Here is a 20695-nt window from a genome sequence, read left to right as displayed (position 1 = left end):
AAAACATCTGTGAAGTTTGATAGAATACCTCTTCCCTCCATGAAGGTGTAGCGCCTGTGTAGGAACTTTCACCAACGGCGATTATTTTTGGAAAAAGCTATGCTTGCTAAACGTATTATTCCTTGCCTAGACGTTGATAACGGACGCGTAGTTAAAGGCGTTCAATTCCTCGATATTCGTGATGCTGGCGACCCTGTTGAAGTGGCACGTCGCTATAACGAACAAGGTGCAGACGAAATTACTTTCTTAGACATTACCGCTACACATCATGGACGCGATACCACTTACCGTACTGTTGAACGTATGGCCGAGACTGTATTTGTGCCATTAACTGTCGGTGGTGGTGTACGTAAGGTTGAAGATATTCGTGCGTTATTAAATGCAGGTGCAGACAAAGTGAGTATTAACTCAGCTGCTGTATTTAACCCTGAATTTGTTCAAGAAGCTTCTCAGCACTTTGGCGCGCAATGTATTGTGGTTGCGATTGATGCCAAAAAAACTGGCGATAACAAATGGGAAATCTTTACTCACGGTGGCCGTAAACCAACTGATATTGATGCCATTGAATGGGCTGTAAAAATGGCTGACTACGGTGCGGGTGAGTTACTGATTACTAGTATGGATGCTGACGGTACTAAAGCAGGTTACGATATTGCATTAATGCGTGCTATTAATGACCGCGTTACCATTCCAACCATTGCTTCAGGCGGTGTAGGTAACTTACAACACCTTGCAGATGGTATTTTACAAGGTGGTGCCGATGCAGTATTGGCAGCAAGTATTTTCCACTTTGGTCAATATACGATTCCGGAAGCTAAACAATATTTGGCTGAACAAGGCATCGAAATGCGCTTGTAAGCTTAATCATAATTAAAGGGGCAATATGCCCCTTTAATTTTTATGCAGCGCCATCTACCGCATTTATGTCACTAACCAGTTGAGGCTTCTCTTTTTTCTCGACCCATTTTGCTGGAAAGATTTTTTCTACAGCTTGAGTTAACGGTTTAGCAAATAAAGTAGGCAACCGAATACCCGAAGGGTTTTGTTCTTTTAAATCTGCTGAAGATACCACACGTGTTCCCATTACATAGTCAAACCAAGGTTTGGTCACGCACCAATTGGCGTCTTGATTAGAGTTCATGTGGTGGTCGTAATGCCATGGAATTTTACGCTTTGCCCAGTCAGGCTCTAAATGTGCACGGCGATGAATATAATAATAATTTCCAGCACTGTACCAAGCTGCGAGTGCCATGCCTTTTGAAAATGGATAGAAAATTGCGCTTGAAACGGTTGCCACCACAGCAAGCGAAATTAACTCATTTTTAGTTCGCCAGTTACCAACGCCCTCAACATAGCAATCATCATGAAATTGTTGTTTGCGGACTTCACGATGGTGTGCCCAATGAGATTCCATGCTTTTTGGTACTGGGCTATAGCGCGGTTTTCCGGCACGGTGTACACCATGCAATATATATTTATGCGCCACCCATTCAAATGCATTTGCAACCGCAATTCCTGCAATTAACCCTTTTAACATCACCTAACTCCTTTTTATTTTTATTCAGAATATAAAATTCGTTATGCTAGGTATTGACCAGAATTTATGGTTTCATTGACAAATCACGACAAGAAAGAGGTGGTTAGGGATGCCACAATTAAAAAATTATACAGGCTCAGTGTATGGAGGACTGGGGCATCTTTTAAAGGCTTACTGTGAAACCAATCAATTAGCTATTCCAGAACAACTAGAACAAATTCAAAATCTGGAACGCTTTGACTACGTCGTTTGGCGTGATCTATTAGAAGTGATTTATAAACTAGACCCGAAGCCAGGTTTAGGGCTAGAAATTGCCAAATATGTGCAACCCAAACACTTAGGGATTATTGCTTACCTCGCGCTCTCTTGCGACAACTTAGGTGAAGCCTTAATTCGCTATCATGATTTTCACCGTCTGATTTATGACGGGAGCCCATTAGTGGTTGAGCTACAAGGGAGATATGGTTCTATTCGCTGGGAAGCGACTGAGCTACACCCTACCCAGCTTACCGATGAAATCGCGATTGCGTTGGTGATTCAGTTCTTACGTCTTTTTATGTCTTATGAAGACGTGCATTTACATGAAGTACGTTTCTTAAATGCTGCCCCTAAAAATATCAGAGTCTATGAACAATACTTTCAATGTCCCGTTCGTTTTAGCCAGCCGCGTACAGAATTACTCATCCCAATTACGGAAATTCATAAGCCCCTCAGCAGTGCCGACCATACATTACAGCAGCTATTAGTTCAGCAAGCACAAGCGCTGTTAGAGCAATTACCAAATTCAACCCAACTTGATCAGCGTTTACAGCATTCAATTTTGACTGGGTTACAAAAGAATCAATATCAAATTGAACATATTGCTGCTCAATTAGGCCTATCAGTTCGACAACTCCAACGACATTTACAACAACAAGACACCACCTTTCAGGAACGCGTTCAACAAGTGCGCTTTATGCTCGCAACCGAGTATTTAAAAGATCCGCATTTAAGCTTACAAGAGATCGCACTTTTACTTTGTTATTCAGAACAAAGTGCGTTTCAAAGAGCATTTAAACATTGGACCAATCAAACACCCCAGCAATGGAGGGATCAATTTTTAGACAAAGAATAACCAACCAAAACTTACAAATCTTTTCTTGATTAAAACAATACTGAAAACAAAAATTTCATATAGTCACATGCTTATTTTTTTGTGACATATTTCACACTAATTAAAAAATACATCAATAGATGAGTAATCACAATGAATAAATATTTTGCTGAATTCCTAGGTACGTTTTGGCTAGTCTTTGGTGGTTGTGGTAGCGCAGTTTTAGCCGCAGCTTTCCCTGAACTTGGTATTGGCTTTGCAGGTGTAGCCCTTGCCTTTGGTTTAACCGTACTCACAGGTGCTTATGCTCTAGGGCATATCTCAGGTGGACATTTTAATCCCGCGGTAAGTGTTGGCCTTTGGGTCGGTGGCCGCTTCGATGTTAAAGATTTAATTCCCTATATCGTTGCTCAAGTGGTCGGTGCGACTGCTGCTGCATTTGTTCTCTATATTATTGCTCAAGGCCAAGCAGGCTTTAGCGGTGTTGGTGGTTTTGCTTCAAATGGTTTCGGAGATTTATCACCAAACAAGTTTGGCTTAGGTTCTGCTTTCATTATTGAAGTCGTTCTTACTGCTTTCTTCTTAATCATTATTTTAGGTGCAACTGATCGCCGTGCGCCTGCTGGCTTCGCTCCTATTGCAATTGGTTTGGGCTTAACACTCATTCACTTAATCAGTATTCCGGTGACGAACACTTCGGTAAACCCAGCACGTAGTACAGGTGTTGCATTCTTTGCTGAAACTGCTGCGTTAAGTCAATTGTGGTTATTCTGGGTGGCACCGATTCTAGGAGCTGTGATTGGGGCAATTATTTATAAGGTGGTAGCTGGCGATAAAGATTAACTTTACCTAGACTCAATCTACTATCGCGGAAGGTGACATGGATGTCACCTGTTGAGCAGGGGTACATGGATGTACCCTCTGATCAACAAAGCCTTTTGTTTACTTTTGGGCTTTCAAAAGTAAAAAAAGTCTATACACATTTAATAACGTCTAACGTGGTATTAAAGACTGTATGACAGCATGACCATACTAAATATCACGCATAGCATGCATAAATTACAAAAACGGATTATTAATTTCTTGTTCAGCTGGACGTTCAATTTTCTCAGGCAACTCTTCTTTTTCCAAAGCCGCAACGACATCATTTACAAAGCTCTGCAATGCCTTTGCCTGTTCTAACCCGACTTTGTCTTTGGTAATTTGCAAGTTGCCATAAATACTGACGCAATCGACATCATTTTCTAATGTCAAATCTTCAATTGATGAAGACTCTGTACCCTTTTCAAATGGCTTAAACATAGGTTTTGTCTCGTTGTTATATATTCACAGTGTAATACGATCAATTTAAAAAAAATCGATCAAAATTAAAAGAGCCGATAAAATTAAAAAAGCGCCCATCAAGATATTAAAATATTTCAAACGGTTGCCCTGATTAAGCACCACTGAAAATTTATCACCACATAGTCCCCAAAAGAACAAACACGCGTAGCAAGTGAAGAAATAAATAATAATAAAGATCGGCAACGACTGCGGGTTTTCAATGCTAGTAAACATGGTAATGCCTGACACACAAGCCAACCAAGCCTTGGGGTTGAGCCACTGTAACAAGAAACCATCTTTAAAATTAGGAATAATAATTTGCTCTACAGGAGCACTTGAAATGGAAATATTGGCGGCAGCAAGAATAATTTTTATGCCTATATAACAAACAAATAGCGTTCCACAAACTGCAAGAATTTTTAATACAACAGGAAACTGAGTTAATAAACTCTGAAGACCAAATGCCATAAAAATTAAAAGCAAGGTAAAACCAATTGTGGCGCCTGAAATATAGGGAAGCGATCTTTTTAAACCGTGATTTAAACTGGTCGATAAAATGACAGTATTTACTGGTCCTGGGGTTATAGACATTGCAAATGAAAAAAGAAACATCGAGGCAAACATTGTTATTGTCCTTATTAAAATAAGATCCATAGACAGATCTGTCTATGAATTCTATTTTAATCAATTACGGTGTTGCAATAACAATCAAAAAAAGCTGCTTATTTCATTATTTGCAAGAAATAGTTCACTAAGGCTTCTACCAGTTGTTTCACAATCGCCTTTCTCGTTTCTTCATCAATTGTTGGAACTTTTGCTTCCATTGGCTCCGAAGAACCAGTTTTTTGCTTTTTAAATTGGTCTTGTAGCGCTTGAATCTGGTCAGCGTTTAAGTCTTGCTCACACTGACTTTCGCCATCCCAGTGTAAATAGTCTAGCTTTTGATTTGGCTTAACTTGGCTCGCTGTTAAAGGTAGACGATAGACATTACGTTTTTGTTGCTCGGTTAACTGCGGGAACAGGTTAACGCCTAAGCGCTCCTCAAGGTAGCAAACACTCACAACCTTCACTTGTAGAGAGTTATTGTTAGGTGCGTAATAAGCGCCGATTGCGCCAGTTTTTGGCATATACACCGCTTTATAAACTGCGGTAGGAACAATGACACCCTGCCCAATCGTCTTAAGACGTTTGCCTTCAAAAACAGGACCTGTTACCACATAAACATCTTGTTTTTGTTTAGTGGCAATAGCACGGGTCGCTTCTTCGAGCTTACGCCAGACTTCTTGGTTATTTTTAGGCGCTTGCGGCACCATGTTACTGAGCGAGAAACTATCAGATTGGGATTCTTTATTTGGCATATCACCATTTGGCGCCATATGCCCACGGTCATAGCCTGAACCACGATAATCACTTAACAGTGCCCGATGTTTTTGATCAACGCGGGTTTCTTCATGGAAGTTATCTTCACGCTTAATTTTGACACTTAAACGTTCTGCATTTAAATGCTCTGCCGACCATAACGGCGTTTTAGAAATACCTGAATACAAAACGTTAAAGCCATTAAAGCACAGTGGATAACTGTCCTTTTTTAGGCTGTCTTTATTTAAAGCAGGTGGAACTTCACGATAGAACTGATTAAGACAAGTCGAGTTAGTCGTTAAAGGCGAAAACCACTGCGAAATCTTTTCACTACCAAAAGCAATCGCAAAACTTCCAGCCGCAATACAAGCAAGAATAATCTTGCCAAAATGCTGACTTATAGAGAATGAGTTTGTACCTTTACTACGTTTTTTACTTGCCATGTTTCTATCAATACCACTGTCCACACGCAGCTTAACAATCCTGCTTTTTTAAGTATATCTCTTATCTTTCAAATGGTTAAAACATGGTCATCTTTTTTGTAACTCCATTACCCATTACGTAACAATCTGTTGGAATTATGAGAGCCTTTGGCTATTGAATTGCGCCAATTGCGTATCTTTCGTTGAAAAACACTGATTGCTTATGACATCGTTAGCTCCACAAATTTGGATAAAAATATAATCGGAGTCCACTTAATGATCCATTCAAAGATTATTGGTATTGGCGTAATCACGGGATTATGTAGTATGGCCGCTTTGGCTGAGCCAGCAGTGCAGCCAGGAGATACTTTAGAAAGTTTGTCTAAAGTAAAAGTAACCACAACCGTAAATGGCCAACCAGGCTCTATTAGCGATTTAGTCAATAGCGGACAAGTACAGCAAGTTTCTGCTGCACCAACAAATGCAGCGCCTACAGGTGCTCCTATTCCGGCAGACGTTCCACCCGCTCCTCCAGCAGGCGGTGAAATGGCACCACCAGCAGCACCAACTGATGCAGTGCCACCTGCACCGAACCAAGCGCCTCCAGCGCCACAAGATCCGAACACTCCACCGCCTCCGGCAGATCCAAGTCAGTCGGCAGACCCGATGGCAAAAGACGGTGCTTTACCAGCAGATGCACCTATGCAACAAGCTCAATAATCCGAGCCATAAAAAAACCAAGACTTATGTCTTGGTTTTTTTATTACATCAATTTTTATATTTCGATTTGACTACCTAACTCAACCACACGGTTGGTTGGAATCTGGTAGAAGTCACTCACCGGACTGGTATTACGCTGCATAGAGATAAACAGTTTTTCTCTCCATGGAGACATACCATCGCCCACCGAATGAACAATACGATCACGGGAAATAAAGAAGCTGATGTGCATCAAGTCATATTCAAGACCGAGCTGCTCATAGGCTTGCATCAGTGCTTTTGGTACATTCATTTCATCTTTAAAACCGTAGAAGATTTTAATACGGAAGAAATGTTCAGCTAAAGTTTCTGTCGTAATACGCTCTTCTGGTGCAACGAACGGTACATCTTCAATAACGACCGTCACCAAGATATTACGCTGATGCAGTACCTTGTTGTGCTTAATGTTATGCAGCATGGCATGTGGCACAACGTTCGGTGTACCTGTCATAAAGACCGCATCACCCGGCACCCAGTGCACGCTATTACCAATACTTTTCACAAACAAATCTAGAGCCAAAGTGTCATGTTCAAGCTTAGCAAATGTAAGCTCACGACCACGTTTCCATGTCATTAAGATGGTAACTGCAATCGCACCAATCAGTAATGGCACCCAACCGCCAGACAAGATTTTAAGTGAAGTGGCACCGACTAATACCGACTCTAAAACAAAGAACGGAATAATCAGAAGAAGCACTTTTGGCAAGCTCCACTTCCAAGCCGAGTAAATAAATACCGCAACCAAAATCGTGTCACAAAGCATCGTCAAGGTCACAGCTAAGCCATATGCACTCGCAAGGTTCGAACTGCTTTTGAAGATCAAGATTAGGATAATAATTGCGATCAAAAGTAACCAGTTTAAGAAAGGAATATAAATCTGGCCTTCTTCAGACTCAGACGTATGTTTAATACTTAAACGTGGTAAATAACCCAATTGAATCGCTTGGCGCGCAAGAGAAAACACCCCAGAAATTACAGCTTGAGAGGCAATTACGGTTGCCATGGTTGCCATAATAATCATTGGGTAAAGTGCCCACTCAGGCACCAATAAATAGAACGGGTTTTCAATTGCCGCTGGATCTCTGAGTAATAATGCACCCTGTCCTGCGTAGTTTAAAACCAAGCACGGCAACACGACAAAGAACCATGCCATACGAATTGGCACTGGTCCGAAATGGCCCATATCGGCATAAAGTGCTTCACCACCTGTTACTGTTAACACTACAGCACCCATCACAAAGAATGTCATGATTGGATGCTGATAGATAAACTGAATGGCCCAATGTGGACTGAACATGCCCAGCACAATAGGAGTCTGAATGACGCTGTGAAGACCTAATAATCCTAAAGATAAGAACCATACCATGGTGATCGGGCCAAAAAACTTACCGACAAAGGCCGTACCGTGTTTTTGCACCAAAAACAAAGAAATGATAATGGTAATCGCAATCGGCATGATGAACGGGTCAAACACATCGGTGGCAATAGACAAGCCTTCAACGGCTGACAATACCGAAATGGCTGGGGTAATAATACCGTCACCAAAAAACAGCGATGCACCGATAAAACCAATGGCAATCATGTAGATTTTTTTGTTGTCGGCAATTTTGGCTTTACGTAAGTTCAATGCGAGTAAGGCCATGATCCCGCCTTCGCCGTTGTTGTCTGCACGCATGACAATCGCGACATACTTGATGCTGATGATCAGCATTAAGCACCAAAAAATAATAGATAAAATTCCTAATACGTTTTCAGGCTGAATTCCCAACCCATGCGCTGCATGGAAGGACTCTTTCAAGGCATAGAGCGGACTTGTTCCGATGTCTCCAAAGACCACTCCAAGAGCTGCCAAAGCCGTGGCAGGCAAGGTCGCTTTTTTGGCCGTATTTTGCATTGTGTAATTAAACCAATATGATTTTTAGCGCAATCTTATCACCTCTATTATTTTTTTTCTGTAATGCTCGTCTTAAATCTTGGCAGGACTCGTTTTTTTAGTTACTATCGCACGCCTTGGTGAGGTGTCCGAGTGGCTGAAGGAGCACGCCTGGAAAGTGTGTATACGTTTGCGCGTATCGAGGGTTCGAATCCCTCTCTCACCGCCAGAATTCAAATTTAAAGAAGCTTAAACTTAATCGGTTTAGGCTTTTTTATTGGCTCAAACATTAAAAATAGCCAAAAAAATATTGATAATTTTTATATCCATCACAACGCCTAAATTTTATTAAGCACTTAAATTCAATGAAGAATCTTATTTCTTTAGCTAAAAAAAGCCTGCTCGAGCATAGCAACTTAAACCTGTCTTTTGCGGTCTATTCAGCTTACCAAGAGCAAAAAATCACAAACGTTCCGAATTCTAAACCCTTACTCATAATTGTATTAAGTGGATACAAAGAACTTGGAAAAACTGAAAATATTAAGTGTGATGCTGGTTCTTTTATTTTTTTAGCCAACAGCTCCAGCATTGATATGCGTAATATTCCTGATCAAGAAGAATATTTCGCTCTTCTTATCGAGTTTGATTTTGAAGATTTTAACGATCTTCCTCAAAGCTCGGGTACTTCTCAGAACTATGTTCAAGGCCAGCTTAATTCTCTTTTAGAAAGTGCCCTACATCAGTTTATAGACTTCTCTTTAGTTGCCCCTCCTTCTGCATTTAAATTTAGAAAAAGAGAACTTCTAGAACTTATTTATTATTCGGGCTATACCGACATCTCTAAACTCAACATGAATACAAGCTTGAGCGAAAAAGTTCAGGCTTTTATTTCTGATCATTTATCTACAGAACTCACCGCTGAATTTATCGCTGCTCAACTTTTTATGAGCTCATCAACGCTAAGAAGAAAACTGAAAAGTGAAGGAAACAGCATTCAAGACATTCGAAATAGAGTAAGGCTGGGACACGGATTACACTTACTTCAAACCACCAATGACAGCATTGGAAATATTGCTTTTGAATGTGGCTATCAATCTCAATCCCGATTTACTGAACAATTTAAAAACTTGTTTGGGATTACCCCACGTGAGCTACGCAAAACCAAAATGCTCACTTAGGGCGAATATATGGCAAATCTGCGTATAAAAAACTTTTAGAAGAAAACTTAAGATCTTTTGCACATTTAAAAAAGGTTCTTAAGCAAGCAAATGAAAAAAGTAGCAGTAATTTTATCGGGTTGTGGTTATTTAGATGGTTCTGAAATTAGAGAATCTGTTTTAACCCTATTAGCCTTAGATACAGCCAATATTGAATATCAAATTTTTGCACCCGATGAGCCTTTGTTTCATGTCATTGACCATGTAAGCGGTGAAATAAACCTGACTGAGCGAAGAAATGTTTTACAAGAAGCGGCAAGAATTGCCCGAGGTAAAATTTCACTACTTCATAAACTCGATGCAAATGAATTTGATGGTCTTATTTTACCGGGTGGCTTTGGTGTCGCAAAAAACTTATCAACTTTTGCATTTAAAGGCGCAGAGGCACGTGTACATGGTACGGTAGCTTCAATTTTAAAAGCGTTTCATCAGAGCAAAAAACCGATTGGCGCAATTTGTATTTCGCCTGCACTCTTGGCGCTTACATTTGGAGAGTTACACCCAACTATTACTTTAGGCTCTGACATTAACATGGCTAAGGAAATTGAAAAAACGGGTTCAATTCACCATGCCTGTCCAACCTCAAGCTGTGTGGTCGATCAACAAAACTTATTTGTTACCACCCCTGCCTATATGGATGATCAAGCTAACTTAAAAGATATCTATGCAGGTATTATAAGCTTGGTGAATGCCATGACAGCTTTAGCAAATTAAAGTGTTTGATCAGGGATAGAGATTGCTATCCCTCATTTAATTATGTTCTTTAATAAATCACCTACCTACTGGGGATAGGCCTTCACAGTGGTGTAGAAAACCAACTGAAAAGAAGTCTCAGCGCTTACTATCGAATAAATTCAAGCGATCAAACTATAAATTAGTAAATACTAAGAAGCATTTTCCCCTTTCAATTCTAAGACTATTGGTCTTTGTTTTATTAATGTTATAGCCTAAAAGTTAGTAATAATATGTGAATGTTACCGTATTAAAGTTAATTATAATATGTGACTGCTGAATTACTTTTGAGATGGATTTAATACTTAATCTGTTTTGAGTATTTTACTCTATGTCAAATTGCTAAAAAGCAACACAACTATCTTGTGCTATTAAAAAATCAACAACTAATTACTACTTTATAAAAAAGGTGCCATTATGGGTTATCTGCGTAAAAAAAGTTTCATGTTCTTTCTTGATGCTGACGCTCCAGTAGCGAATAAAACGTTAAGCAAAAATGAAATTGAAGAGATTGAGTTAAAACATAACGAAAATAAGAAGCAAAGGATTGAAAATCTGATCACATCCTATGCACAAGATCTTGGACAAACAAATGAGGAACGACTTCGAAAAGTAGCGAATACTGTAAAGGAATTAGATAATAATACAAATGTGCTCCATGAATACATTCGTCGAACCTTCCGAGCTCCGAGTGAAATGCCTTGGCGCACATTCTGCCATGAAGTTCACAAAATCGCGCACTCGCAAGCCGAGTTACCAGATAACAGCTATAAACCTAGACACTCTACTGGAGATACTGTCCGTTTCAGACAAGATGGATATCTGGGTGTCAACGTTCAACCGGAAGGTACCAGTTATGATGCCGAAAAGCGCGAATATTATGATAACGGTGAAAGAAATCCTGCTTTGTGGGTAACCGTAGATGAGGGATGGGAAAAAGACGGTAACTGGGGAGGTTATCTTCAGATCAGTTGTGTCACACAGAATAATAAATACATAGACTCTAGTAACGGATGGGTATTACCGGTGTCTTCTAAGGCTGATAAGGTTACATTTTACGATATGGGTAACTACTACGAGATCTGGCAGAAAGATCGTGAGTCAGGGCGCCCACTGACAGTAGAAGGTAATATCTTACGATTCGTATCCGGAGCCACTCCAGCGAAGTGGAACATTGTTGATTAAATTTGGGACTGATTTAACCTGAATATCTGATGTAATTCAGATGCTTAATAGGACCCGGTGGCATTAACCTTACCGGGTTTTCTGAATAAATGAGTGCACTATTGCAATATATTTAAGCCTCTATCCCTCTATTTAATTGTGTTCTTTGTATAAATCTAATCAACAATAAGTAACTTCGCACCATTCAAGCTAAAAGACTGATGTGGCTCTGAATTGTCTCCGACTTGATAACTCATACCTGAAGTTAAAGTAAATGTTCGCCCGTCTTTCAACCTACTTTCTAACTCACCTTCTAGGCAAAATAATATGTGCCCTTTTTCACACCAATGGTCTGCCAAATAATTTGCTGAATACTCGACAAGCCTTACTCTTATTTTGTTCCCTTCTTCACCAAAATATTGGGTTTTCCAATAAGCTTTTCCTGTTTCACCGCTATATTCAGAAACTTCTATTTCTTCCCAGTTTGTAATTTGAAATGGAAAAGGCGCGATATTCATAGTTTTTCCAAAGATGCATTATTGTATTTTCAACTTATAGACAAAATTGGTTTTTGCAAACGATTTAAAAGTCTATTTCTTAAGGTCCACTGCCTAACTCAGAAAGAAGTCCATTAAACTTCCCTAATCAGCCTTAATCCAAATCGAACACTTCTAATGACTCTACATAAGGCAAAATAAGATATTCATGATGAGATAAATGCTGTTCTAGCTGGTTATGCGTTGTTTGATTGAATTGATAAAAGTTGCTCAACTCATTAAGCAATTGAGACGTTTTATTTGCATCAAATTTTGGTGTTTTCATAAAGAATAATAAGCTTGCCCCTAATCCCACATACTCTAAGCCATAGTTTTGATCTAAATGCTCAATCAAGCTAAAAGACTCAAAAGGATTCAAATCACAACTAAAATATCCATTGAGGCATGCTGCAAATTTTTGAGTTTCAGTTGGACTATTGACTAACTTTACTTGAATAACGGCATCTAAAATTTTGTCGGGTTCAGCATTGATCTGTAGCAGAGTTGCTTGATCTTCATCGCTATAGTTAAGTTTTTTAGGCAAGTTATTAAAGTTTATATAATTTTCTGGCTTCAATAATTGTTCAATATGATATTGAAGCTCTAAAGGTCGAGTATTTTCCCAACTTGCTGCACTGTCATCTTCAACGAATTCTGTAGTATCAAAATAAAGTCCATCCCCCATTGAAGCATGCATGGAGGTGTATTCACATTGCCCAATATCTTCTAAAAGTAATAATACTTTTTTAGGTAAATGCTTCTGCTTAATTTCTGAATATAAGTTAACGACATCGTTCCATGAGTTTATTTCACTGATTGTTGCGTAGCATATTAATTCATGAGCATCGTCAGTTATAAGGGAGTTTTCTTTTTCTTTAATATCAAGAATAGTCATAAATTTTTAAATTTAATCTATATTTAGTGGACATTTATATCATAAATAAATTGTATATTTAACTTAAAACCTTAATGTAACTTTTTAAAAAATCTTCTATATAAGAAGCCCAAACTCTCAAGTTTAGGCCTCCTTTTTAAGCTTACTCAGACAACGCTAATAACTTCTGAACATACTGAACCGCATTATCCGCTATGTCTTGGTGTGTCGGAACATCGTCATCTTCTGATGGATTTGTGTCTAAACCATAAAATGCATGAAGTGGTTGGTAGTCCGCGCCCACATATAAAGCCGTTAGCTTAAATGGAATAAAAATCTGCTCTAAAGAAAGGTTATATCCACCATACTCTGAATAAACTTTTTCTTGCACACCTGCAGACAAAGCCAACATAAACTTTTTATTTTTAAGCTTATCGCCTGTTGAACCATACCCCCAACCATAAGTCACAACTTCATCAATCCATTGTTTCAAAAGCGGTGGACAGTTAAACCAATACACTGGAAATTGAAATACTAAATTTTCGTGTTCTTCTACCAGTGCTTGCTCTTTGGCAACATCAATTACGCCATCTGGGTAGGCTTGATAAATTTGGTGAACTGTAAATTGGTCTGGGTATTTTTCTAATTCCTCTACCCATCTTTTATTTACAACAGACTGGTCTATGTGGGGATGGGTAACAATCACTAATGTCTTTTTCATTATGGAAACACGCTTATCGGAAAGTTGATAAATCGATTATAGAAGTGTGCTTTCCTAAATATAAGTACGGTAATTTATGTTATATACTATACTAAAAGATAGTGTAGATTTTAAAAATGGATGAATGCGTACCATCAAATACTTCATTAGAAGATACGGGTTTTGGCTACACCCTTTCTTTGATTAATGGCAAATATAAAATGATTATTATGTATTGGCTATATGAAAAAAATGTCATGCGTTTTAATGAGATGCAACGCTGTATTGGCAACATTTCATTTAGAACACTCAGTAATACACTTAAAGAATTGGAAAGAGATGGGCTGATTACTCGCAAGGAATATCCTCAAATTCCGCCAAAGGTTGAGTATCGACTTTCAGAAAAAGGGCAATCTTTAATTCCTTTGTTAGATATGATGTGCCAATGGGGCGAGCAGAATAAGCCGTCTTAGTTTTATAGACTTGAAGTGATACTAATTATGAGAAATGAATTAAGAGAAATTTTTATTAAGGGATGCGACGATAAAATTGAAAAAAAGGGAGACAATGTCGGTCTATCTTTTTATGCTTTTTTTAAAAATAAGAATGATAACCCTGAGTTACTGATGGAAGCAGCGCATTGGTGGATTATGGAGCATAAGCTAGATCACTTTGAGAAAGCGGTTAAGATTAGACAACTGGTTCAAGATGAAAATTAACCTCCTTTTATAAAATTCAAAAAATAAGATAACTTTTTATTGTAGCTCTGGTTGAGTTTCTATTGTAAATAAAAAACAGTAATCATTACTTTTATAAAAACTTAATTATCTGATTTTTTAATTACCATATTTTTATTAATATTAAAAAAAATGAAATATTTATATAAAATATTTAAATTTATTCAGGTTACTTTTAATAAAACAATATATACAAAAATATAATATATATTATAAATAATTATATTTAAATAGTCGCTCATTTCTTTAGTAACCTAACTCGTATATCATATGATTAAATTTTTTAAAAGTAGACCTTTCTTATGTCTTTTTATTTTATTAATTTCTGGTATTGATATAGCTCTATATTATAATTATGGCTACCCAAGTAACTTATCTATCTTTATTGGAGTTTTCCTTAATTTAACTATGTTTCTTATTGCTGCTTTACTTAGCTTTGCATACACAGAAAACAAAAGAGAACAACCAGACAAAATAGAAAACTTTCTAGAAATTCCCAGTGGAGACTTAAAATATAATCATATAATGTCATTTTTAAGTGATCAAGTATTTGGAACTTTTTTAACTACATTAATGCTAGTATATGGAAGAAAGATATTTGAAATTACTGAAAGTAGTGTTGCATTTGCTCTTTTTAGTTTTATATTATTTGTTGCTACTATAATAATATTCACATTCTCTTTTGGAAAAATCTCACTCCAAATATTTCGAAGTCAAATGTCTGGTATTAAACAACTCTTAACCGTAATTCTATTTTTAGTAATTTCTTGTTGGATTTATGCAGCTGGTATAGAACTCGCTCCAAAAATTTCACCAAGTGTGCAACAGAATTTTTTAAGTAAATAAACTAAAGGCCCATTTATGGGCCTTTAGTTTATTTACTATTTTTCTTTTTACTATTTAATATATAAATCTATAAAAATTATTTTATTTTCATATTTTTTAATTAATATAATATAAATATCAATTTTATCCTCTGACAATAATTTTTCTATTTGATAATTTATTAACTTAATTATCTAATTTAGAAAAGAGGTACATATATGTAAAGATTTTTTATTTTCTTCCTGATACTCTAAAAAAAAGCATATACTTAAATGCATATGCTCAAGCACGTGATTATCCAGCCCTCGATTTCTTTCACTATTATGAGCAAGGAGATCATAAATTTCTCTAAAGACATTAAAACTTCTTGAATAAGCCCGTAACTTTATACTATCAATATACTACTTTTTTCAATAAATATTATTTCTTAAATTTGACACAAAGACTTTTAAAAAAATATTTGGAGAATAACCTGAAACAACATAGAAATACTCGCAAAAATGGCACCTAAACTATTCCATTTAGTTTGTGCGCGCAAAGTTTCTCTCATATCCGCACCATCAAAAGTCATACGAGCATAGTTAGGTTTTTCTTTATTCTTTCTCGCTCTTTTTTCAATTAAAGCTAGTGCTTTTTTATCGCTTACCTTAACTTGGCTGGCATATAACCATGAAAAAGCAGATAGAAAACCACAAATAATAGATATCCAAGTAAAAACAAGTTTGTAATCCATGATTAAATTTCATCGCAGTTAATGGATGTATTATAAAGTTATCTTTAATCTTTTAATATCTCCTATATTATTGTAAGACAATGAATTTTACCGTACAAAAATATCATTAAGAAAATCCACCTTAAAATAAACAACCATTCTCTACGCCAAACAAAACTATCTCGACTTAAGCCATCCACCGATTTCTTTTAATACGTCTACTAATTTTTCTAATTTTCGACCTTCCTCAGTTAAAGAATATTCAACCTTAACAGGCACTTGTGCATAGACTTCTCTTAGAATAAAACCTTCTTCTTCTAAAAAACGTAGCTCTAAAGTCAGCATTCTTTGTGAAATATTAGGAATTGCTCTGCGTAACTCATTAAAACGCATCGTTCTTTCTAATAAAAAAGAAATAATGAGCATACGCCAACGGCCACCTAACACAGTCATGGCTTCTTCGACTGTACAGCCTGAAATGTTATCTTTCATGGATGATTACTAAGTATAATAAATATACCTACATAACAAAAAAATGCCTAATTTACAACCTATACCTAATTATAAATAATGCTTCTATCTAACCAGTCACGGATATTTACTGTGGAATATAAAGAAATTTCAAAGAAAACCATCGGGCATTTATATTCAGCTCATTCATCTATTAGATCTTCAGATTTAGACCCAAAATTGATTGCTTTAGCCGAGTTGTATGTATCTCAAATCAATGGCTGCGCGTATTGCTGTGCTTTTCATTCCAAGGAGTTAAGAGACTTTGGCATAGCTCAAGAAGTTATCGACCAAATACCGGGTTATAAACTTTCAAAAACTTTCACTGAAAAACAAAAAGTCGTTTTAGAGTTTGCATCCGCAATTACCTATTTAAATGACCCGAAACAAATTGAAGCGACTAGAGAAAGTTTGGCTCAGCATTTTAGTGAAAAAGAGATTGTAGATTTAACGGCGAGTATTTCTTTAATGGGAGCATTAAACAGACTTCGAATTACTTTAGGCGATTAAGCCCCATGAAATATATGCTTGAGCACTCAAATTTTTAAGTTTAAAAAGGCCTAAAGCTAGGCCTTCCCTCTATCAAACCCGCTTTAAAAAATACTCAAGCAAAGCATCTCTTTCCCTTTCTTCATCTGAACTTAACAGCCCCAGAATTGCACCATCCATCATAAATACAAAGATCTCCGCTTCTGAATAGGAAACTGTTTTTTTGGTTTCCATGAGCAAGCAGAAAATTTCATTTTTAAGCCACCGCCTATATCTGAGTGCGGTTTGGTAGGCATTTGGATAAAGCTTTTTAATTTCAAAAATCGCCTTAAACAACAGGTAATACGCGCTTTTTAAGTCAGCATGTAAAAGATAAATTTGCCTGAGTTGATCAGACAAATCTGCATTTTGATAAAACTCACTCACCACACTCACTTTTTCTTGTAACTGCTCTTTTTGCGTGACCAAACACCTTTCAATAAATCTTTCTTTGGAGTGAAAGTAGCTATAAAAGGTGCCTTTATTTATTTGAGATTCGGCAATAATTTGGTCTACCCCGACTTTATTAAAGCCATATTGTTTAAATAAATCTGTTGCCGTATCAATCACGTGTAATGCCCTACGTGAAGCGTCTAAATTTTTCATGTATACCGCTTAAAATAATTTTTTGTTGTAAATAAATGAGATAGAAATGCCGTCACTCTTAAATTGAGCGCTAAAAACAGGCATGCAGAAGCCGCACAAAAATGGTGTGCTCGCCTATCTCGGGTTTTATTATTGCTATGATTTTTTAGTCGTAATGACCTATGGCTTAAAACCTAGAGTCGGTTAAACCGTTTTAAAGACCAGTTGGATGTAGACATAAAGATTTTGGCAAAGGTTGCCAATGAGAGAGATGAAATAGTACGCATAATGGCGGACTCCTTTTGATTTAGAAGAGTCTTACCAATTACTGTCAAATAATGGTGGCAAGACTAGAAGGGTTGACAGACTGGTACAAAAGGAAACCAGCGCACGCAAGCGTGCCCCTCCTAGCCTCACCATAAAGGCGTGACTTAAGAGAACGCACAAAACGAAATAATACGTTGTTGTGCGCCTTTTGTTCCAGCTCTGTCAAAAGCTCACTGGCAATGTAGGCCAGCAGGCAAAGGATAATCCGCACGTTTTTGAGTGTCAATGTAAGGTTGAATAGAAATTAGTTAAATAATTATTGTTGTTTATTCAATTAGATATTTAAGCTAAAAAGATCTTCAACTTAAATTTAACGATGTAATGATAATAAGAAATAATGGTGGCAGAACGAAAAGAGGTTAGCAGACTGGGCATACAGAACCAGCACACCTGAAGGTGTTCCCTTAACACTCTACCGTAGAGTGGTGATAGAACGATAAGAGGTTAGCAGACTGGACACACAGAACCAGCACACCCGAAGGTGTCCTCTTACCGTTCTACCGTAAAATGGTGGCAAAACAATAAGAGGTTAGCAGACTGGGCACAGCACCAGCACACTCGAAAGTGTCCCCTTTTCGTTCTACCGCAAAATCGTTTGCAAACAAAGAATAGTTATCAAGTTTTTAAGTGTCAATATTCATATATTATTAATTTATAAAATATTTTTATTTCGACTGATTCATTCTTTCATTATTAATTTACCATTCATTTTTCAAACCTGTTTAAATGAACAGATTGATCGCGCTATAAATAAAAGCTACAGTAAATAAAGTTTGAATTTTATAACTTTAAATAAATTAATAACGGATGCAGGCAAAGACATGGAAACCATACATGATTTTTATCGCCGCTTTTCTTTAACCAGAGATAGCGATTACTCGGTTCCATCCACTTCGTTTGGACATTTCAACGTGTTCCAACGCGATGCCTGCTCGTTTCTGACACCTTATAGCCGCCGCGATTATTATAAAATTTCACTGGTTTTAGGCACAGGCGAACTCCACTACGCCAACCGCTGGATACGAGTCGACCGCCCTGCATTACTGTTTTCAAACCCGATGGTTCCCTACGCATGGGAAATTAATTCGCCTGAACAGGCAGGCTGGTTTTGTTTATTTACCGAAGAGTTTGTAAACCAAGAGTCGCGACAAAGCTTTTTAAAAGATTCACCGCTGTTTAAAGTCGACGGCGACCCGCTATATTTTTTAAACGACCAACAAGTTGAAGAAATTTCATTTATTTTCAAAAAGATGATGAATGAAATAAATTCAGACTATATTCATAAATACAACGTTTTAAGAAACTATTTGCACCTGATTGTGCATGAAGCCATGAAAATGCAACCGACCCAACAGTTTGAAAAACATAGTAATGCTGCGGTTCGGATTTGCCATTTGTTCTTTGAGTTATTAGAGCGTCAATTCCCCATCGACTCGCCACATTTTCAGCTTAAACTCAAAACTGCAAATGACTATGCCTATGGCCTGTCTGTGCATGTGAACCATTTAAACCGAGCTGTAAAAGAAGCCACAGGCAAAACCACGTCTGAGCATATTAGCTCGCGCATTACGCAAGAAGCCAAAGCGCTGCTACAACACACCAGTTGGAATATTTCCGAAATTGCCTATAGCTTAGGCTTTGAATATTCAGCGTATTTCACTAACTTCTTTAAGAAAAATACGGGCTTTTCGCCTAAAAAGTTCCGCGAAGACTGTGTGGCATAAAAACAGATTGTTTGAATTTTATAATTATTGGTTTGAATGTTATACGTCAGTTTGAGCCAAAGCATTTTATAGTTTTTCTACTCAAGTGATTTTGCAAAAAGAGTGTGAAAAATGAAATATAGAACTTTAGGACAAACAGGCGAAAAAGTATCAGCACTTGGTTTAGGTTGCATGGGAATGAGCTTTGCCTATGGTGCCTCAGACGACACACAAAGCATTGCAACCCTAGAAAAAGCATTAGACCTCGGCATTAACTTTTGGGACACTGCCGACATGTACGGCAACGGTGCAAACGAAGTTTTGCTCTCAAAAGTTTTAGAAAAACACCGCGACAAAGTGTTCTTGGCGACCAAATTTGGCTTCCGTTATAAAGAAGACAACCTTAACCCGCAAAACTCTTTAGAGTCTTATATCGACGGTTCTCCAGAGTGGATTAAAGTTGCGGTCGAAAACAGTTTAAGACGCTTAAATACAGACGTAATTGATTTGTATTATGCGCATCGCATTGACCCAAATATTCCAGTTGAAGACACCATTGGCGCAATGGCTGACTTGGTAAAACAAGGTAAAGTTCGTTATTTAGGACTCAGTGAAGCATCGGCTGAAACCATTCGTAAAGCACATGCGATTCATCCGATTGCAGCGGTTCAACATGAATACTCACTACTTACCCGTGAGTTTGAGCAAACCCATTTGCAAACCATTCGTGAGTTAGGCATTAGCCTTGTGCCGTATTCACCGCTATCACGTGGTTTAATCACCAATACGCTTGATGTGAGCAGCCTAGACGAAAACGATTTCCGTCGCCAATTACCACGCTATCAAGGCGATAACTGGAAAAATAACCAAAGCTTGGCGCAAGCATTTAGCGAGTTTGCCCAAAGCAAAAACGCGACAGCGGCTCAACTGGCTTTGGCTTGGATTTTGGCGCAAGGTGACGACATTATTCCAATTCCGGGTACGCGTAAAATTGAGCGTCTTGTGGAAAATGCAGGTGCTGTAGACCTTCATTTAACAGCGGCAGATTTGGCAGAAATCGACGCGATTATTGCGAGATATCCAAACATGGGCGCACGCTATAACGCTCAGCAACTTGCTGCGGTAAATCACTAAAATCTAAGCCATAAAAAAGTCCGACTCTGTGTCGGACTTTTTAAT

The 20695-nt window shown here is 37.7% G+C and carries 25 protein-coding genes and 1 tRNA gene; 15 read left to right on the top strand and 11 right to left on the bottom strand.

Going from position 1 to position 20695, the window contains the following annotated elements:
* The first annotated feature begins 99 nt into the window (after nucleotides 1–99).
* On the top strand, nucleotides 100–858 hold the full coding sequence (gene hisF / locus JGE69_RS11015) for an imidazole glycerol phosphate synthase subunit HisF (protein ID WP_068529537.1): 759 nt from the start codon (nucleotides 100–102) through the stop codon (nucleotides 856–858).
* A 40-nt stretch (nucleotides 859–898) separates the two neighbouring features.
* Here hisF and JGE69_RS11010 read toward each other — a convergent pair whose 3' ends face one another.
* A complete protein-coding gene (locus JGE69_RS11010) occupies nucleotides 899–1537 on the bottom strand; it encodes a hypothetical protein (RefSeq protein WP_199113458.1) in 639 nt (212 codons plus the stop codon).
* A 109-nt stretch (nucleotides 1538–1646) separates the two neighbouring features.
* Between JGE69_RS11010 and JGE69_RS11005 the strand changes: the two genes are divergently transcribed.
* The 3 genes from JGE69_RS11005 to JGE69_RS10995 all read left to right on the top strand — a co-directional run bounded on the left by JGE69_RS11005 (nucleotide 1647) and on the right by JGE69_RS10995 (nucleotide 3649).
* Complete coding sequence (locus JGE69_RS11005; RefSeq protein WP_199113456.1) at nucleotides 1647–2651, top strand: AraC family transcriptional regulator; 1005 nt, start codon at nucleotides 1647–1649, stop codon at nucleotides 2649–2651.
* Between the two features lie 132 nt (nucleotides 2652–2783).
* Nucleotides 2784–3473 carry an aquaporin Z gene (gene aqpZ / locus JGE69_RS11000; RefSeq protein WP_016803075.1) on the top strand — a complete coding sequence of 230 codons (690 nt, stop codon included), beginning with the start codon at nucleotides 2784–2786 and terminating at the stop codon, nucleotides 3471–3473.
* Between the two features lie 41 nt (nucleotides 3474–3514).
* Nucleotides 3515–3649 carry a hypothetical protein gene (locus JGE69_RS10995; RefSeq protein WP_199113454.1) on the top strand — a complete coding sequence of 45 codons (135 nt, stop codon included), beginning with the start codon at nucleotides 3515–3517 and terminating at the stop codon, nucleotides 3647–3649.
* 40 nt (nucleotides 3650–3689) lie between these two features.
* Here JGE69_RS10995 and JGE69_RS10990 read toward each other — a convergent pair whose 3' ends face one another.
* The 3 genes from JGE69_RS10990 to JGE69_RS10980 all read right to left on the bottom strand — a co-directional run bounded on the left by JGE69_RS10990 (nucleotide 3690) and on the right by JGE69_RS10980 (nucleotide 5755).
* The gene (locus JGE69_RS10990) at nucleotides 3690–3932 is read right to left on the bottom strand and encodes a hypothetical protein (protein ID WP_005804495.1); all 243 of its coding nucleotides are present in this window, start codon (nucleotides 3930–3932) and stop codon (nucleotides 3690–3692) included.
* A gap of 45 nt (nucleotides 3933–3977) precedes the next feature.
* Nucleotides 3978–4577, bottom strand: a complete 600-nt coding sequence (locus JGE69_RS10985; RefSeq protein ID WP_033848974.1) for a LysE family translocator — start codon at nucleotides 4575–4577, stop codon at nucleotides 3978–3980.
* Nucleotides 4578–4675: 98 nt separating this feature from the next.
* Entirely contained in the window at nucleotides 4676–5755 is a 1080-nt protein-coding gene (locus JGE69_RS10980) for a DNA/RNA non-specific endonuclease (protein ID WP_032004931.1), read from the bottom strand.
* A gap of 255 nt (nucleotides 5756–6010) precedes the next feature.
* Here JGE69_RS10980 and JGE69_RS10975 point away from each other — a divergent pair, with 255 nt between their 5' ends.
* On the top strand, nucleotides 6011–6454 hold the full coding sequence (locus JGE69_RS10975; protein ID WP_005066985.1) for a hypothetical protein: 444 nt from the start codon (nucleotides 6011–6013) through the stop codon (nucleotides 6452–6454).
* A 55-nt stretch (nucleotides 6455–6509) separates the two neighbouring features.
* Here the strand turns inward: JGE69_RS10975 and JGE69_RS10970 are convergent, their stop codons facing one another.
* Nucleotides 6510–8387: a potassium transporter Kup gene (locus tag JGE69_RS10970; protein WP_199113452.1), complete on the bottom strand. Its 1878-nt coding sequence runs from the start codon at nucleotides 8385–8387 to the stop codon at nucleotides 6510–6512.
* A gap of 118 nt (nucleotides 8388–8505) precedes the next feature.
* Between JGE69_RS10970 and JGE69_RS10965 the strand changes: the two genes are divergently transcribed.
* The 4 genes from JGE69_RS10965 to JGE69_RS10950 all read left to right on the top strand — a co-directional run bounded on the left by JGE69_RS10965 (nucleotide 8506) and on the right by JGE69_RS10950 (nucleotide 11500).
* Nucleotides 8506–8595: transfer RNA gene (locus JGE69_RS10965), tRNA-Ser, on the top strand.
* A gap of 136 nt (nucleotides 8596–8731) precedes the next feature.
* Nucleotides 8732–9544: a helix-turn-helix transcriptional regulator gene (locus JGE69_RS10960; protein ID WP_199113450.1), complete on the top strand. Its 813-nt coding sequence runs from the start codon at nucleotides 8732–8734 to the stop codon at nucleotides 9542–9544.
* A gap of 90 nt (nucleotides 9545–9634) precedes the next feature.
* A complete protein-coding gene (gene elbB / locus JGE69_RS10955) occupies nucleotides 9635–10297 on the top strand; it encodes an isoprenoid biosynthesis glyoxalase ElbB (protein WP_199113448.1) in 663 nt (220 codons plus the stop codon).
* A gap of 435 nt (nucleotides 10298–10732) precedes the next feature.
* Nucleotides 10733–11500, top strand: coding sequence for a hypothetical protein (locus tag JGE69_RS10950; RefSeq protein ID WP_199113446.1), 768 nt, complete (start codon nucleotides 10733–10735; stop codon nucleotides 11498–11500).
* Nucleotides 11501–11655: 155 nt separating this feature from the next.
* On the opposite strand, the gene JGE69_RS10945 is transcribed toward JGE69_RS10950, so the two are convergent.
* From JGE69_RS10945 to JGE69_RS10935, 3 genes are all read right to left on the bottom strand, one after another.
* A complete protein-coding gene (locus JGE69_RS10945; protein ID WP_199113444.1) occupies nucleotides 11656–11997 on the bottom strand; it encodes a DHCW motif cupin fold protein in 342 nt (113 codons plus the stop codon).
* Between the two features lie 133 nt (nucleotides 11998–12130).
* Nucleotides 12131–12910 (bottom strand): hypothetical protein, encoded by a 780-nt coding sequence (locus JGE69_RS10940; protein WP_199113442.1) that lies wholly within the window; start codon nucleotides 12908–12910, stop codon nucleotides 12131–12133.
* A 142-nt stretch (nucleotides 12911–13052) separates the two neighbouring features.
* Entirely contained in the window at nucleotides 13053–13610 is a 558-nt protein-coding gene (locus JGE69_RS10935; RefSeq protein WP_199113441.1) for an NAD(P)H-dependent oxidoreductase, read from the bottom strand.
* A 116-nt stretch (nucleotides 13611–13726) separates the two neighbouring features.
* Here JGE69_RS10935 and JGE69_RS10930 point away from each other — a divergent pair, with 116 nt between their 5' ends.
* The 3 genes from JGE69_RS10930 (at nucleotide 13727) to JGE69_RS10920 (ending at nucleotide 15172) form a co-directional block, all read left to right on the top strand.
* Nucleotides 13727–14062 (top strand): winged helix-turn-helix transcriptional regulator, encoded by a 336-nt coding sequence (locus JGE69_RS10930; RefSeq protein WP_104919217.1) that lies wholly within the window; start codon nucleotides 13727–13729, stop codon nucleotides 14060–14062.
* Nucleotides 14063–14089: 27 nt separating this feature from the next.
* Nucleotides 14090–14308, top strand: a complete 219-nt coding sequence (locus tag JGE69_RS10925) for a DUF6500 family protein (RefSeq protein ID WP_199113439.1) — start codon at nucleotides 14090–14092, stop codon at nucleotides 14306–14308.
* Nucleotides 14309–14596: 288 nt separating this feature from the next.
* Nucleotides 14597–15172 (top strand): hypothetical protein, encoded by a 576-nt coding sequence (locus JGE69_RS10920; RefSeq protein ID WP_199113437.1) that lies wholly within the window; start codon nucleotides 14597–14599, stop codon nucleotides 15170–15172.
* A gap of 427 nt (nucleotides 15173–15599) precedes the next feature.
* Here the strand turns inward: JGE69_RS10920 and JGE69_RS10915 are convergent, their stop codons facing one another.
* Entirely contained in the window at nucleotides 15600–15884 is a 285-nt protein-coding gene (locus JGE69_RS10915) for a hypothetical protein (RefSeq protein WP_174736640.1), read from the bottom strand.
* Between the two features lie 156 nt (nucleotides 15885–16040).
* Nucleotides 16041–16355: a winged helix-turn-helix transcriptional regulator gene (locus tag JGE69_RS10910; protein ID WP_000654309.1), complete on the bottom strand. Its 315-nt coding sequence runs from the start codon at nucleotides 16353–16355 to the stop codon at nucleotides 16041–16043.
* A 111-nt stretch (nucleotides 16356–16466) separates the two neighbouring features.
* Between JGE69_RS10910 and JGE69_RS10905 the strand changes: the two genes are divergently transcribed.
* Nucleotides 16467–16883 carry a carboxymuconolactone decarboxylase family protein gene (locus tag JGE69_RS10905; protein ID WP_199113435.1) on the top strand — a complete coding sequence of 139 codons (417 nt, stop codon included), beginning with the start codon at nucleotides 16467–16469 and terminating at the stop codon, nucleotides 16881–16883.
* 72 nt (nucleotides 16884–16955) lie between these two features.
* Here JGE69_RS10905 and JGE69_RS10900 read toward each other — a convergent pair whose 3' ends face one another.
* Nucleotides 16956–17507: a TetR/AcrR family transcriptional regulator gene (locus JGE69_RS10900; RefSeq protein WP_199113433.1), complete on the bottom strand. Its 552-nt coding sequence runs from the start codon at nucleotides 17505–17507 to the stop codon at nucleotides 16956–16958.
* Nucleotides 17508–18634: 1127 nt separating this feature from the next.
* Here JGE69_RS10900 and JGE69_RS10895 point away from each other — a divergent pair.
* Both JGE69_RS10895 and JGE69_RS10890 read left to right on the top strand, forming a co-directional pair.
* A complete protein-coding gene (locus tag JGE69_RS10895; RefSeq protein ID WP_000447715.1) occupies nucleotides 18635–19537 on the top strand; it encodes a helix-turn-helix domain-containing protein in 903 nt (300 codons plus the stop codon).
* A 111-nt stretch (nucleotides 19538–19648) separates the two neighbouring features.
* Nucleotides 19649–20650 carry an aldo/keto reductase gene (locus JGE69_RS10890; RefSeq protein WP_199113431.1) on the top strand — a complete coding sequence of 334 codons (1002 nt, stop codon included), beginning with the start codon at nucleotides 19649–19651 and terminating at the stop codon, nucleotides 20648–20650.
* Nucleotides 20651–20695 lie beyond the last annotated feature (45 nt).

The organism is Acinetobacter sp. C13, assembly GCF_016809775.1.
In the GTDB taxonomy this organism is placed as follows: Bacteria; Pseudomonadota; Gammaproteobacteria; order Pseudomonadales; family Moraxellaceae; genus Acinetobacter; species Acinetobacter pittii.
Note: the sequence above shows the minus strand (reverse complement) of the source record. Positions and strands in the feature narration are given on the sequence as shown.